Annotated in this window: 13 protein-coding genes and 1 pseudogene; 10 read left to right on the forward strand and 4 right to left on the reverse strand. The window is 72.6% G+C overall.

What is annotated here, in order from left to right:
- The first annotated feature begins 962 nt into the window (after nt 1–962).
- The 3 genes from A6Q79_RS11140 (at nt 963) to A6Q79_RS11150 (ending at nt 3,194) form a co-directional block, all read left to right on the forward strand.
- Nucleotides 963–2,015: a ferrochelatase gene (locus tag A6Q79_RS11140; protein WP_317698271.1), complete on the forward strand. Its 1,053-nt coding sequence runs from the start codon at nt 963–965 to the stop codon at nt 2,013–2,015.
- Complete coding sequence (locus tag A6Q79_RS11145) at nt 2,012–2,830, forward strand: inositol monophosphatase family protein (RefSeq protein WP_289016668.1); 819 nt, start codon at nt 2,012–2,014, stop codon at nt 2,828–2,830. The genes A6Q79_RS11140 and A6Q79_RS11145 overlap by 4 nt, the downstream gene beginning before the upstream one ends.
- Before the next feature lie 64 nt (nt 2,831–2,894).
- Nucleotides 2,895–3,194 carry a DUF4193 domain-containing protein gene (locus tag A6Q79_RS11150; protein ID WP_067857109.1) on the forward strand — a complete coding sequence of 100 codons (300 nt, stop codon included), beginning with the start codon at nt 2,895–2,897 and terminating at the stop codon, nt 3,192–3,194.
- 123 nt (nt 3,195–3,317) lie between these two features.
- On the opposite strand, the pseudogene A6Q79_RS18655 reads toward A6Q79_RS11150, so the two are convergent.
- Nucleotides 3,318–3,626, reverse strand: a pseudogene (locus A6Q79_RS18655) (DUF4235 domain-containing protein); the annotation flags it as partial.
- Nucleotides 3,627–3,631: 5 nt separating this feature from the next.
- Nucleotides 3,632–4,117: a DUF3093 domain-containing protein gene (locus A6Q79_RS11155; protein ID WP_067857114.1), complete on the reverse strand. Its 486-nt coding sequence runs from the start codon at nt 4,115–4,117 to the stop codon at nt 3,632–3,634.
- 51 nt (nt 4,118–4,168) lie between these two features.
- On the opposite strand from A6Q79_RS11155, the gene dut reads away from it, so the two are divergent.
- Genes dut through A6Q79_RS11175 form a run of 4 tightly spaced genes read left to right on the forward strand, consistent with a single transcriptional unit; the run spans nt 4,169 to nt 6,322 of the window.
- A complete protein-coding gene (dut, locus tag A6Q79_RS11160) occupies nt 4,169–4,627 on the forward strand; it encodes a dUTP diphosphatase (RefSeq protein WP_286690530.1) in 459 nt (152 codons plus the stop codon).
- Nucleotides 4,624–5,271, forward strand: coding sequence for a DUF3710 domain-containing protein (locus A6Q79_RS11165; protein ID WP_286690529.1), 648 nt, complete (start codon nt 4,624–4,626; stop codon nt 5,269–5,271). Before dut ends, A6Q79_RS11165 begins: the two co-directional genes overlap by 4 nt.
- Before the next feature lie 9 nt (nt 5,272–5,280).
- Complete coding sequence (locus tag A6Q79_RS11170; RefSeq protein WP_286690528.1) at nt 5,281–5,637, forward strand: OB-fold nucleic acid binding domain-containing protein; 357 nt, start codon at nt 5,281–5,283, stop codon at nt 5,635–5,637.
- Nucleotides 5,630–6,322 carry a DUF3159 domain-containing protein gene (locus tag A6Q79_RS11175; RefSeq protein ID WP_286690527.1) on the forward strand — a complete coding sequence of 231 codons (693 nt, stop codon included), beginning with the start codon at nt 5,630–5,632 and terminating at the stop codon, nt 6,320–6,322. Before A6Q79_RS11170 ends, A6Q79_RS11175 begins: the two co-directional genes overlap by 8 nt.
- 610 nt (nt 6,323–6,932) lie before the next feature.
- On the opposite strand, the gene A6Q79_RS11180 is transcribed toward A6Q79_RS11175, so the two are convergent.
- Complete coding sequence (locus A6Q79_RS11180; RefSeq protein WP_067857134.1) at nt 6,933–7,595, reverse strand: TrkA family potassium uptake protein; 663 nt, start codon at nt 7,593–7,595, stop codon at nt 6,933–6,935.
- Nucleotides 7,595–8,257 carry a TrkA family potassium uptake protein gene (locus A6Q79_RS11185; RefSeq protein ID WP_286690526.1) on the reverse strand — a complete coding sequence of 221 codons (663 nt, stop codon included), beginning with the start codon at nt 8,255–8,257 and terminating at the stop codon, nt 7,595–7,597. Before A6Q79_RS11185 ends, A6Q79_RS11180 begins: the two co-directional genes overlap by 1 nt.
- Nucleotides 8,258–8,376: 119 nt before the next feature.
- On the opposite strand from A6Q79_RS11185, the gene A6Q79_RS11190 reads away from it, so the two are divergent.
- The 3 genes from A6Q79_RS11190 to A6Q79_RS11200 form a co-directional block, all read left to right on the forward strand.
- Nucleotides 8,377–10,422 (forward strand): APC family permease, encoded by a 2,046-nt coding sequence (locus tag A6Q79_RS11190; RefSeq protein WP_286690525.1) that lies wholly within the window; start codon nt 8,377–8,379, stop codon nt 10,420–10,422.
- Between the two features lie 85 nt (nt 10,423–10,507).
- On the forward strand, nt 10,508–11,713 hold the full coding sequence (locus A6Q79_RS11195; RefSeq protein WP_286690524.1) for a class I SAM-dependent RNA methyltransferase: 1,206 nt from the start codon (nt 10,508–10,510) through the stop codon (nt 11,711–11,713).
- A gap of 57 nt (nt 11,714–11,770) precedes the next feature.
- On the forward strand, nt 11,771–12,747 hold a 977-nt coding region (locus A6Q79_RS11200; protein ID WP_317698276.1), incomplete at its 3' end, for a hypothetical protein.

Consider the following 12,747-nt stretch of genomic DNA (forward strand, 5'->3'; position numbering starts at 1 on the left):
GCACCAGACCGAGCGACGCCATCGACAACGGCAGCCGCGACACGAGCCCCGTCAGGCTGAACAGCGCGGCACCCGGCAGCGCCAGGACCCGCCCGTACGTCGATCGCACCCTGCCCCCTCCCTCGCTGCACGGCTGCGCGACCGCAGACTACCCGCGGGCCTGGTGGGTGGTGGGGTCGGTGGAGGGGCGGGGGCTTCGTGTGGTCGTGGGCTTGCTGGTGCGCTGCCTGCGGGGGTCTCGTCCTGCGGGTGCGTTGCCTGCGGGGGTCGTGACGTTGCTGGTGCGCTGCCTGCGGTCGTCGTGACCTTGCTGGTGCGCTGCCTCGGCGTTCGCTGGGGGTGGGCTCCGAAAGGGCCTCGACCGGCAGCGAGCCCGGGGGTGGTTCCGGGTCTCGGGGTCTGGCCTGGGCCCGCGGTTGACTCAAGACTCTTCGTTTCTGCGTTGTCAGGCCATGGTTCTGCGTTTGAGCGTCCTATCGGTGGATCTGCAACCGCAGGAGCGGTTCTGCGGTTGCAGATCCACCGATGGCGGGGGCAGACGTGGCAGAGGTTCTCCCTTCTCGTGGACCGTGCCACGAGAAGGGAGAAGCGCTGCCCACCCCACCCCCAAGGGCAACCAGGATTCTGCATTCGAGCGTGCGAGGCCGAACGCTTCTGCGTTCACGACGGGATCCCGTCGCCAACGCAGAATCTTGCGTCCACCCCAGCACCAACCCGCAGCCCGAGACCCCAGACCAGCGCGGATGCCAGCCGCCCGGTCGAGGCCTTTCGGAGACCACCCCCAGCGCCAGCCGAGGCAGCGCACCAGCAAGGTCGATACCGCCCGCGGCAGCGCAGCAGCAGGGCAAGACCTCCGCAGGCAGCGCAGCAGCAAGGCCACGACCATCCGCTGCAGCGCACCAGCACCGCCCACCTCCCCCTGCCGCGCCGCGCGTGGAGGCGGTGCGTGGGACGATGACGGCATGGACGTCCGCCCCTTCGATGCACTCCTCTACGTCTCCTTCGGTGGTCCCGAGAAGCCCGACGACGTGGTCCCGTTCCTGGAGAACGTGACCGTCGGCAAGGGCATCCCGCGCGAGCGGCTGGAGGAGGTGGGGGAGCACTACTTCCTGTTCGGCGGTCGCAGCCCGATCAACGACCTCAACCGGCAGGTCATCGCGGCGCTCGAGGGTGAGCTCGCGTCGCGCGACGTCGACCTGCCCGTCTACTGGGGCAACCGGAACTGGGACCCGTACCTGCGCGACGCTCTCGAGCAGATGGTGGCCGACGGCGTCCGGCACGCCGCCTACTTCCTCACGAGTGCGTACTCCTCGTACTCGGGCTGCCGTCAGTACCGCGAGAACCTCGCCGACGCGACCGAGGGCCTCGACATCGAGCTCAGTCGACTGCGGCTGCCCTTCAACCACCCCGGCTTCGTGGCGCCGTTCGTGGAGCACACGCGGGCTGCGCTCGCCGACGCACCTGACGACACGCACGTCGTCTTCGTGACCCACTCGATCCCCGACGCGATGAACGACGCGAGCGGCGGCCCGGGTGTCGGCGCCTACCGCGACCAGCACCTCGAGACCGCGCGCCTCGTGATGGCCGGACTCGAGCCGCGGCACCAGGGCTTGCCGTGGGAGCTCGTCTACTGCTCGCGGTCCGGCTCGCCGCGCACCCCGTGGCTCGAGCCCGACGTCAACGACCACCTCACCGCGCTGAAGGAGCGGGGCGGCGCCGCCGCGGTGATCGTGCCCGTGGGCTTCGTCTCCGACCACATGGAGGTCGTCTACGACCTCGACACCGAGGCCAAGGCGACGGCGGAGGAGCTGGGGCTGCGCTTCGTCCGCGTGCCGACGCCCGGCTCGCACCCGGCCTTCGTCGCGATGATCACCGACCTCCTGCAGGAGCGCGCGGCGGCCGACCGCGGCGAGGACCCGACGCCCGCCACGATCGGCAGCTGCGGGGCGAACCCGTGGGTGTGCGTGCCGAACTGCTGCGCCAACCTGCGCGGCGACCGCCCGGCGCACGCATGAGCGACGCCGTCGACCCCCATGCACTCGTCGAGCTGGCCCGGGAGGTCGGGCTCGAGGCCGCGGCGCTCGTGCGTGCGCGGCGACCGGAGGGCCGGGTGGGCGTGGCCGACACCAAGTCGAGCCGCGTCGACGTCGTCACGGAGGTCGATCGCGCCAGCGAGGAGCTGGTCCGGGAGCGTCTGCTCGCCGCCCGCCCCGACGACGGCTTCCTCGGGGAGGAGGGTGGCGGCGTCCGCGGCACCAGCGGTGTCGAGTGGGTGGTCGACCCCATCGACGGCACCGTCAACTTCGTCTACGGCATCCCGGCCTACGCGGTCTCCATCGCGGCTCGTCTCGACGGCCCGGACGGCGCGACCGAGGTGGCCGGGTACGTCGTGAACATCGCGACCGGCGAGGAGTGGGCGGCCGTCCTGGGCGCCGGTGCCTGGCGCTGGAGCGGCGAGGAGCGACGGCCGTTGCACGCCCCCGAGCCCCCGCCGCTGGCCGAGGCACTCGTCGGCACCGGCTTCGGCTACCTGCCGGAGCGTCGCCGCGAGCAGGGACTCGCCGTCGCCCAGCTGCTGCCCCAGGTACGTGACGTTCGTCGCATCGGCGCGGCCGCGCTCGACCTGTGCGCGCTCGCCGACGGCACGCTCGACGCGTACGTCGAGCAGGGTCTGCAGCCGTGGGACAGGGCAGCGGGCGCGCTCGTGGCGCGCGAGGCGGGCGTGCGCGTCGAGGGACTCGACGGAGCGCCTGACGGACGGCTCGTGATGGCCGCCCACCCCGCCCTCGCAGGGGAATACTTCGACGTCGTCCGGGCTTGTGGGTACTGACCGACGACGGCTTGTGCCGGTGTGGAACAATCCCGTCGGTTGAACGCACACGACGGAGGGGTACATGGCTACCGACTACGACGCGCCTCGCAAGACTGAGGAAGAGCAGTCCGAGGACAGCATCGAGGAGCTCAAGGCGCGTCGCCACGAGAAGAACTCGGGCAAGGTGGACGAGGACGAGGTCGAGGCGGCCGAGTCCTTCGAGCTGCCTGGTGCCGACCTCTCTCACGAGGAGCTGGCCGTCCAGGTGGTGCCGCGCAAGTCCGACGAGTTCACGTGCTCGTCGTGCTTCCTGGTGCACCACCGGTCCCAGCTCGCCGAGGAGAAGGGCGACCGGCTCATCTGCCGGGACTGCGCCTACTGACGCAGCACGCACCGGTGGGACGTCCCACCCCGGCTCTGTCGTTCCTGCGGCCGCGGCCACGCGTGCCCCGACCGAGGCACCCTTCAGCGGCTTCATCCCGGGCGGGAGGTCGCCCGTGGAGCGCACCCAGTAGCCCGCCGCGCCTCGACGCACGAGCAGGCGGACGACCTCGACGAGGGCACCCCCGACCACAGCCCATGCCACGGCCTCCTTGGTCTCGACGTCCGGGTGCCGTCCCGCGGTCGGGGGCTTGCGACCCGTCGCGAGACGCCAGGTGACGGTCGAGGCCTGGCGGGCGAGCAGACCCGCGGCGATGGTGGTCGAGCGGTCCAGCAGCTTCCAGCTGGTACGGCTGGAGCGCGACGCCTTCCGCGGCGGGGTCGCCGTCTCCAGGCTGGGGGTCGTGCGGGCCTTGCGGGACGTGCGAGCCATGGTCGTCACCTCGGGTCTGGAGTGGGCTGGTCGGGTGCGTCGGAGGAGGCGGGACGCGCGCCGAGCGCGGCGGCGACCGCCTTCGGGTGGCGGGTGGAGACCAGCCAGTAGGGGGCAGGGTCGGCCGGGTCGTCGACGTCGACGCGCACGGCGGTGTCGACGTAGGGGCGCACGTGCAACCAGGCACGGGCGTCGGCACGGGGTCCGAGGGCCTCGCGGGTCGCGACGCGGTCGAGCGGGGTGACGGCACCCACGTGCTCCGCCGTCAGGAACGCGCGTCCGACGCGCAGGCCGTCGGGGCCGGCGTCGACGACGGTGCGTCCGTACGCCCACACGACGGCACCCGTGAGCACGGCCACGCCGACGAAGGTCACCACGGCTGCGCCGGTGCCGGCGACGACCAGCAGCAGCCAGGCCCAGGCGAGGGCGAAGGCGAGCACGCCGACCCACCACGACACGGGAGCCACGAGGCGCTCACGACGGTTCTGCACCCTGCAAGCCTGCCGCATCCGGGCCAGGTCCACCCGAGTAGGGTCGCGAGCATGCTCGAGATCGCGGTGCGACGCCTCGACCCGCAGCTCCCGGTCCCCGCGTACGCGCACCCGGGGGACGCGGGCGTCGACCTGCACGCCGCAGCACCGGCCACGCTGGCCGCGGGCGAGCGGGTGCTCGTGCCGACCGGCATCGCCATCGCCCTGCCCGACGGGTACGCGGCCTTCGTGCACCCCCGGTCCGGTCTGGCGCTGCGGCACGGCCTCTCGGTCGTGAACACGCCCGGCACGGTCGACGCGGGCTACCGCGGCGAGATCAAGGTGCTGCTGGTCAACCACGACCTACGAGAGACGGTCGAGGTGGCGCGGGGCGACCGCATCGCGCAGCTCGTCGTCCAGCGCGTCGAGCACGTGACCTTCCGCGAGGTCGAGTCACTCGAGGACACCAGCCGAGGCGCCGGGGGCTACGGCTCGACCGGCGGCCACCGATCCGTGGGAGAGCACCGATGATCCGACGTCGCCGCGAGCGCGAGCAGACCGCACCCGACGAGACGAGCACCAGCGAGCAGTCCGAGGCGGTGAGCACGCCGACCCGACCGCGAGACTCCACGGAGGCCTCCGCCGACGAGGCGGGCTACGTCGACCTCGGCCCGCTGCGCATCCGCGGCCGGGTCGGCTTCCAGCTGCAGGTGCCGCAGGACGACGGCGGCGGCGCCGGCTCCGTCGTGCTCGTGACCGAGGAGGCGGGCCTGGAGCTGCGCGCCTTCGCCGCGCCCCGCAGCGGCGGCCTGTGGGACGAGGTGCGTCAGGAGCTGGTGGCGGAGGTGCAGCGGCTCGAGGGCCAGGTCGAGGAGCTCGACGGGCCCTTCGGACCGGAGCTGCGGGTGCAGATCCCCGTCACCCTGCCCGACGGCCAGGACGGGTTCCAGCCGTCGCGGATCGTCGCCGTCGAGGGTCCCCGCTGGATGCTGCGCGCGACGTTCCTCGGCTCGGCGGCGCTCGAGCCCGACGAGGACGGTCTCCTCGAGCAGGCGTTCCGCGAGGTGGTGGTCGTGCGCGGCGACGACCCGCGCCCCGTCCGCGAGCCGCTGCTGATCGAGCTGCCGCCCGACGCGGAGCCCGTGACCCTCGGTCCTGACGGCGAACCGACCTAGGATGGACGCATGCCTTCGCGACTGAGCCGTGCCTGGCGCCGGCCGACCCTCGAGCAGATCGAGGACGACGAGCTGCAGCGCAGCGCCGACCAGGCCGGCTGCCGGCTCCTGGCGTCGCAGTCCGACCGTGCCGTCTGCTCGCTGCACGGCGAGCTGCGCTCGGTGACCACCCGGCCCGTCTCCGACGGGGTGAGCGCGCTCGAGGCGCAGCTGTACGACGGGTCCGGCCATGTGACGCTCGTGTGGCTCGGTCGGCGCGAGATCAGGGGCATCGAGCCCGGACGTCGGTTGACGGTCCACGGACGGATCGGCCGGCGCGGCGACAGCTGCGTGCTCTACAACCCGCGCTACGAGCTCGATGCCTGACGCTTCCGCCGAGCCCGCCCGTCACGACGGTCCGGGCGACGGGGCACGGCGCTACACCACGGTCGAGGAGCTCGTCCGCTCCAAGCTCGCCGAGGCGCTGGGCGGCGGTCGCGGCATCGTCGAGAGCGCCGTGCCGACGATCGTCTTCACCGTCTGCTGGATCGTCACGAAGGACCTCCGTACGTCGTTGATCGCGAGCGTCGGCAGCGCGGTCGTGCTGCTGGCCGTGCGTCTGGTGCAGCGCTCCACGGTCCAGTTCGTGCTCAATGCGCTCGTCGGCATCGCGATCGCGGCGGTGTTCGCCTCGCGCAGCGGCGAGGCCCGCGACGTGTTCCTGCCGGGCATCCTCTACAACGGCGCCTACGCGGCCGTGTTCGTCGTGTCGATCCTGGTCGGCTGGCCACTCGTCGGCTTCCTGATCGGCAGCCTGACCGGTGAGCCCACCGAGTGGCACGAGGACCGCCAGCTCGTCCGCCTATGCTCGCTGCTCACCTGGCTCTTCGCCGCCCCCTGCATCGTGCGCGTCCTCGTGCAGTACCCGCTCTGGGCAGGCGACCACGTCGCCCTCCTCGGCACCTCCAAGGTCGTGCTCGGCTGGCCCCTCCAGGTCGCCGCCTTCGCCGCCATGGCGTGGGTCCTGTCGCGCAACGCGACCCCCCTCGAGCCGGGCGCGAGCACGCGCTGAGGCAGCGACTGGACCTGCTGGTGCGCTGGCGCCGGGGGTCTGGGGTTGCTGGTGCGCTGGCTCGGGTTTCGCTGGGGGTGGCCTTCGAAAGGGCCTCGACCGGGCGGCTGGGCGGCGCGCTGGCCTGAGGTCTCGGGCTGTGGCTCGCGTGGGACGCAAGGATCTGCGTTGGTGAGGTGGAGGCCGAGGCTTCTGCGTTTGCTACGGGATCCCGTCACCAACGCAGAAGCGTTCGACCTTCTACGCGTGAATGAAGAAGCGTGGGTGCCCTTGGGGTGGGGTGGGCAGCGCTTCTCCCTTCTCGTGGCACGGTCCACGAGAAGGGAGAAGCTCTGCCACGTCTGATCCCGTCGGCGGTGGATTCTCCACCTGTAGGGCGCTGAGAAGGTGGCAGATCCACCGCTGAGGACGATGCGGTGGCAAACCCACCGCCCAGGGCGCGCAAACGAAGAATCGTGCGTCCACCCCGAGCGCAACCCGCAGCCCGAGACCCCAGACCAGCACGATTCCCAGCCGCCCGGTCGAGGCCCTTGCGGAGCGCAGGACGAGTTGAACCCGCGCCAGCGCAGCCGCAGGCCGACGAGGACCCGGCCCCAGCCGCAGCGCGACGTCAGGACTTGGGGGAGAGCAGCGAGCCGATCTCGACCTCGGCGTCCTCGGCGGTGACGAAGAGCAGCTCGTCGCCCGCCTCGAGAGAGCGTTCGGGGTCGGGGGTCTCGATGGCGTTGTCGCGCAGGATGGCGACGAGCACGACGTCGCGCGGCCAGGGGACGTCGCGCACAAGACGGCCGGTGTAGGGAGAGTCGGCGGGCATGGTCAGCTCGACCAGGCTCGTGTTGCTCTGGCGGAACGTGAACAGGCGGACGAGGTCGCCGACCGAGACCGCCTCCTCGACGAGCGCCGACATCAGGCGCGGCGTCGAGACGGCGACGTCGACGCCCCACGACTCTCCGAACAGCCACTCGTTGCTCGGGTGGTTCACGCGGCCGACGGTGCGCGGCACCGAGAACTCGGTCTTGGCGAGCAACGAGACGACGAGGTTGACCTTGTCGTCACCGGTCGCCGCGATGACGACGTCGCAGGTGTGCAGGCCGGCCTCGGCCAGCGACGACATCTCGCACGCGTCGGCGAGCAGCCACTGGGCGTCGGGCACGACGTCGGAGCGGATGGACCCCGGCGACTTGTCGATGAGCAGCACCTGGTGACCGTTCTCGGTCAGCTCGAGGGCGACGGACCGGCCGACCGCACCGGCACCGGCGATGGCGACGCGCATCAGGCCTCCTCAGGTCCGGACTCGAGCACCGCGTGGGCACGCTCGGCGTCCTCGTCTCGCATGAACACGGCGAGCACGTCGCCCTCCTGCATCACGGTGCGGGCCGTCGCGACGACGCCCGAGCCGAGCCGGGTGAGGTAGGCGACGCGCACGCCGGCGGCGTCCTCGAGGTCGGAGACGTGGTGGCCGATCCACGGGAACGGCGCGTACACGGTGTCGAGGCGCAGCTGGCCCGACGGGTCGCGCCAGGCCGGCTCCGACCCGGCCGGCAGCAGACGGCGCAGCACCTGGTCGGCCGCCCACGGGACGGTGGCCACCGTGGGCACGCCCAGCCGCTCGTACACCTCGGCGCGACCGGGGTCGTAGATGCGCGCGACGACGTTGCCGACGCCGAACTGCTCGCGGGCCACGCGCGCGGAGATGATGTTGGAGTTGTCGCCGCTGGAGACCGCCGCGAAGCCGTCGGCCTGCTCGATCCCCGCCGCGCGCAGCACCTCGCGGTCGAAGCCCATGCCGGTGACCGTCGTCCCCGTGAAGCCGGGGCCCAGGCGGCGGAACGCGTCAGGGTTGGAGTCGATCACGGCCGTCGTGTGGCCGCGCTCCTCGAGGCTGCGCGAGAGCGTCGACCCGACGCGGCCGCAGCCCATGATCACGATGTGCACGGGGGCGACGCTACACGGACGCGAGGACGTCGTGGGCCGGTCCGGGGCACCGGTGCCGTGCCGCGCGCCCGCGCCCCGGCGGGCGGACGACCCCGCGGCTACCATCGTCGCTCGTGGGCATGGTCGAGTCCGTCAAGCGGACCATCGTCGGACGGAAGCTGCGCAGTACCCAGCTGGGGGAGACGCTGCTGCCGAAGCGCATCGCCCTGCCCGTGTTCGCGAGCGACGCGCTGTCGTCCGTCGCGTACGCCCCCGACGAGATCTTCCTGACGCTCTCCATGGGCGGCATCACCGCCTACGCGTTCAACTGGAAGATCGGCATCGCCGTCGTCCTCGTCATGCTCACGGTCGTCGCGTCCTACCGGCAGAACGTCCACGCCTACCCGAGCGGCGGCGGCGACTACGAGGTCGCCACCACCAACCTCGGACCGAAGGCCGGCGTGACGGTGGCGAGCGCCCTGCTCGTCGACTACGTCCTCACGGTCGCCGTGTCGATCTCCTCGGGCGTGCAGAACGCGACCTCGGCCATCCCGTGGCTCGTCGGCCACGAGGCACTCGCCGCGTCGGTCCTGGTCCTGCTGCTCATGGCGCTGAACCTGCGCGGCACGAAGGAGTCCGGCACCGCGTTCGCGGTCCCGACGTACCTGTTCATGCTCGCCATCGGCCTGATGGCCGCCTGGGGACTCGTCCGGTACCTGCTCGGCGACCTGCCGCAGGCGGAGAGCGCCCCCTACGACATCGCCGCGGAGGCGCCCTACGACTCGGCGCTCACCGGACTGGCGATGGCGTTCCTCCTGGCACGTGCCTTCTCCTCCGGCTGCGCCGCGCTCACCGGCGTCGAGGCGATCAGCAACGGCGTCCCCGCCTTCCGCAAGCCGAAGAGCCAGAACGCCGCCACGACGCTCCTGCTGCTCGGCACCATCTCCATCACGATGCTGATGAGCATCATCCTGCTCGCCGACGCCATGCACGTCCGCTACGTCGAGGACCCCGCCCGCCAGCTGCTGCTCGACGGCCAGCCCGTCGGCGAGGGCTACGACCAGCCGACCGTCATCGCCCAGCTCGCGAAGGCCCTCTACAGCGACGCCCAGCCGCTGTTCTACTTCACCATCGCCTGCACCGGCGTGATCCTGGTCCTCGCCGCGAACACCGCCTTCAACGGCTTCCCCGTCCTCGGCTCGATCCTGGCCCGCGACGGCCACCTGCCCCGCCAGCTCGACACCCGCGGCGACCGTCTGGCGTTCAGCAACGGCATCGTCCTGCTCGCCGTCGCCGCCATCGTCCTGATCCTCGCGTTCGACGCCGAGGTCACCAAGCTGATCCAGCTCTACATCGTGGGCGTGTTCGTCTCCTTCAACCTCAGCCAGCTCGGCATGATCCGGCACTGGACCCGCCACCTCGCGACCGAGACCGACCCCACCGAGCGACGCCGGATGAAGCGTTCGCGCATCGTCAACAGCTTCGGCCTGGCGATGACGGCGACCGTGCTCGTCATCGTCCTCATCACCAAGTTCCTCGCCGGCGCCTGGATCGCCATCCTGGCCATGACGTTCGTCTTCTTCCTCATGCTCGGCATCAACCGCCACTACCAGCGGGTCAGCGACGAGCTCGCCATCGACGACACCGACGTCGCCCTCCCGTCCCGCGTGCACGCCGTGGTGCTCATCGGACGCCTCCACAAGCCCGCGCTCCGCGCCCTCGCCTACGCCCGCGTGGCCCGGCCCTCCACGCTCGAGGCGCTCTACGTCGAGCTCGACCCGCAGGACACCACAGCCCTCCGCGAGCGCTGGGACGAGCTCGCCATCCCTGTTCCGCTCACCGTCGTCTCCTCGCCCTACCGCGAGCTCGTGCGCCCCGTCGTCAAGTACGTCAAGGAGAAGCGCCGCGAGAGCCCCCGCGACATCGTCAGCGTCTACATCCCCGAGTACGTCGTCGGGCGCTGGTGGGAGCAGCTCCTCCACAACCAGACCGCCCTGCGCCTCAAGGGGCGCCTGCTGTTCATGCCCGGGGTCATGGTCACGAGCGTGCCCTACCAGCTCAGCTCCGCCGCCAAGGTCGACCCGCGCAGCGTCATCGGTCCCGCCCCCGGAGACGTCCGCCGCGGCCTCGGCGACCAGCCCCGCCCCGAGCAGCCCCACGCCGACAATCCGGACACGCGCCCGTGAGCGACTTTGGTCTCCCTGCGGTCGAGGTGGGGCCCGTCGCCCTGTGCCCTCGGTGGGCTCGTGGGCCCGTGCGAGGTGGTCGGGCGTGAACGGGAAGAGTCTTCCTGTGGTCGAGGTGGGGCCCGTCGCCCACGGCGGGAGCTGCGTGGCGCGGCTGGACGGGCAGGTCGTCTTCGTCCGGCACAGCCTGCCGGGGGAGCGGGTCCGCATCCGCGTCACCGACACCACCAAGCGGTTCCTGCGAGCCGACGCCGTCGAGGTCCTGGAGGCCTCGCCCGACCGCGTCGAGCCGCCCTGCGCCCTCGCCGGCACCTGCGGCGGCTGCGACTTCCAGCACGTCGAGCCCGCCGCGCAGCGCCGGTTGCTCGCCGACGTCGTCGCCGAGCAGCTGCGCCGGCTCGCCGGCATCGAGCGCGACGTCGTCGTCGAGGAGGTCCGACCCACCCTCGGCTGGCGCACGCGCGTCACCTGGTCGACCACGCCCGACGGGCGCCCCGGTCTGCGCAAGCACCGCTCGCACGAGGTCGTGCCCGTCGATCACTGCCCCATCGCCCACCCCGACCTGCCCGACGTCACCGCGCACCGCTGGGACAGCGGCCCGGTCGAGGCCATCGTCTCGTCCACCGGGCAGCGCCTCGTCGTCACCGACGCCACCGTGCCCTCAGACCTCGACGTCGACGGCGTGGCCGGCACCGACGGTCACCGCCGCGCCGGAGGCACCCGGCTCACCGAGCACGTCGCACCGCACGACTTCACCGTCACCGGCTCGGGCTTCTGGCAGGTGCACCCCGAGGCGGCGCGGACCCTCGTCGACGCCGTCCTCGACGCCGTCGAGGCGCGCCCCGGCGACCGCGTCGCCGACCTCTACGCCGGCGTGGGACTCTTCACCGCCTTCCTCGCCGACGCCGTCGGACCGGACGGCCTCGTCGTCAGCGTCGAGGCGGACCGGCAAGGAGCTCGCGACGCCCGCAGGTCGCTGCACGGTCGCAGCCAGGTGCGCCTCGTGGCCGACTCGACCGAGGGGGCGCTGCGCCGCGACCCCGCCCTCGCCGACGGCGTCGACGTCGTCGTCCTCGACCCGCCGCGCACCGGCGCGCGCAAGGCCGTGCCGGCCGTCGCGGCCCTCGGCGCCCGCCGAGTCGTCTACGTGGCCTGCGACCCGGCGGCGCTCGCCCGCGACGTCGCCACGTTCGCCGAGCACGGGTACCGCCTCGGTCCGCTGCGGGCGTTCGCGCTCTTCCCGATGACGCACCACGTGGAGTGCGTGGCCGTCCTCGACCGCGTCGACTGACCCCCGCGGCGGCCGACGAGGTTGTCCGAGGACCACCTGGACGGGCAGGGTGTCGCCATGGCCTACGCCGATCCGACCGTGTGCCCCGACTGCCGGGCGCGACTCGACGGTGCGCGGGTCTGCGCGCGCTGCGGTCTCGACCTGCGCACCGCCGAGGCGGGACGGCTGTGGAACCAGCTCCTGCGGGTCGACCGCGACCTCGAGCGAGCCCGCCGCGCCAGCCGGCCGCAGACGGTCGCGGCGCCCGTCCCCGCAGCGCCCGCTCCTGTGTCGACCGTGACGGTGCCGGAGCCAGCCACGGCAACAGCGCCGGCCCCAGCACCAGCGGCCGCCAGCCCAGCCCCGACCAGCCCGCCCCCGACCGTCCCTACGGTCGACTCGGTCGCGGCGACGACGCCGCGCGCGCCCGTCTCGGTGGGCACGGTCCTCCTGGCGCTCGGTGCCCTCGCCCTCCTCGTGGCCGGCGCCATCTTCATCACCGTCTACTGGGGTCCGATGGGCATCCTCGGCCGCGCCCTGGTGCTGCTGGCGGCGACGGCCGTCGCGGGTGGTGTCGCCACCGTGGTCACGCGCCGACGTCTCCGGGCGTCGGCCGAGGCCCTGTGGACCGTCTTCCTGGGCCTGTTCACGCTCGACTGGTTCGCCGCGCGCGACCAGGGACTCCTCGGTCTCGACGCGCTGCCCGGCGCGCCGTGGGACCTGCTGTGGTGCGCCGTGGTGGTGCTCACGACCGCGGCGATCGTCAGGTTCGGACGACGCACCCTCGACGACGCCCGCGAGCTGGTCGTCGTGTCGGTGCTCGGCGGCCTCGCCGGGGCGGCCGCCGGGGTGCGGGTGGCGGTCGTGCTCGACGACGGCGGAGCGCGCCCCTTCTGGTCGGCGACCGCGGCGCTCGTCGTCGCCGTGCTCGTCGGTGCCGCACTGCACTGGGCGACCGCACGGGTGGGGGCCTGGGTCGCTCTCGCCGCGGGCGGGGTCGCTGCGCTGGTCGCCGTCGTCCTGGCCCTCGTGGACGCCGTCGCGCACCCCGCACT

Origin of the sequence: Aeromicrobium sp. REDSEA-S32_B7 (genome assembly GCF_001626145.1) — a bacterium.
Taxonomy (GTDB): domain Bacteria; phylum Actinomycetota; class Actinomycetes; order Propionibacteriales; family Nocardioidaceae; genus Aeromicrobium; species Aeromicrobium erythreum.

What these genes read in the sequence shown, in the direction of transcription:
- A6Q79_RS11180 (WP_067857134.1), bottom strand. Translation starts at nt 7,595, where the DNA reads ATGCGCGTCGCCATCGCCGGTGCCGGTGCGGTCGGCCGGTCCGTCGCC.
- A6Q79_RS11175 (WP_286690527.1), top strand. Translation starts at nt 5,630, where the DNA reads ATGCCTGACGCTTCCGCCGAGCCCGCCCGTCACGACGGTCCGGGCGAC.
- A6Q79_RS11150 (WP_067857109.1), top strand. Translation starts at nt 2,895, where the DNA reads ATGGCTACCGACTACGACGCGCCTCGCAAGACTGAGGAAGAGCAGTCC.
- A6Q79_RS11140 (WP_317698271.1), top strand. Translation starts at nt 963, where the DNA reads ATGGACGTCCGCCCCTTCGATGCACTCCTCTACGTCTCCTTCGGTGGT.
- A6Q79_RS11170 (WP_286690528.1), top strand. Translation starts at nt 5,281, where the DNA reads ATGCCTTCGCGACTGAGCCGTGCCTGGCGCCGGCCGACCCTCGAGCAG.
- dut (WP_286690530.1), top strand. Translation starts at nt 4,169, where the DNA reads ATGCTCGAGATCGCGGTGCGACGCCTCGACCCGCAGCTCCCGGTCCCC.
- A6Q79_RS11190 (WP_286690525.1), top strand. Translation starts at nt 8,377, where the DNA reads ATGGTCGAGTCCGTCAAGCGGACCATCGTCGGACGGAAGCTGCGCAGT.
- A6Q79_RS11165 (WP_286690529.1), top strand. Translation starts at nt 4,624, where the DNA reads ATGATCCGACGTCGCCGCGAGCGCGAGCAGACCGCACCCGACGAGACG.
- A6Q79_RS11145 (WP_289016668.1), top strand. Translation starts at nt 2,012, where the DNA reads ATGAGCGACGCCGTCGACCCCCATGCACTCGTCGAGCTGGCCCGGGAG.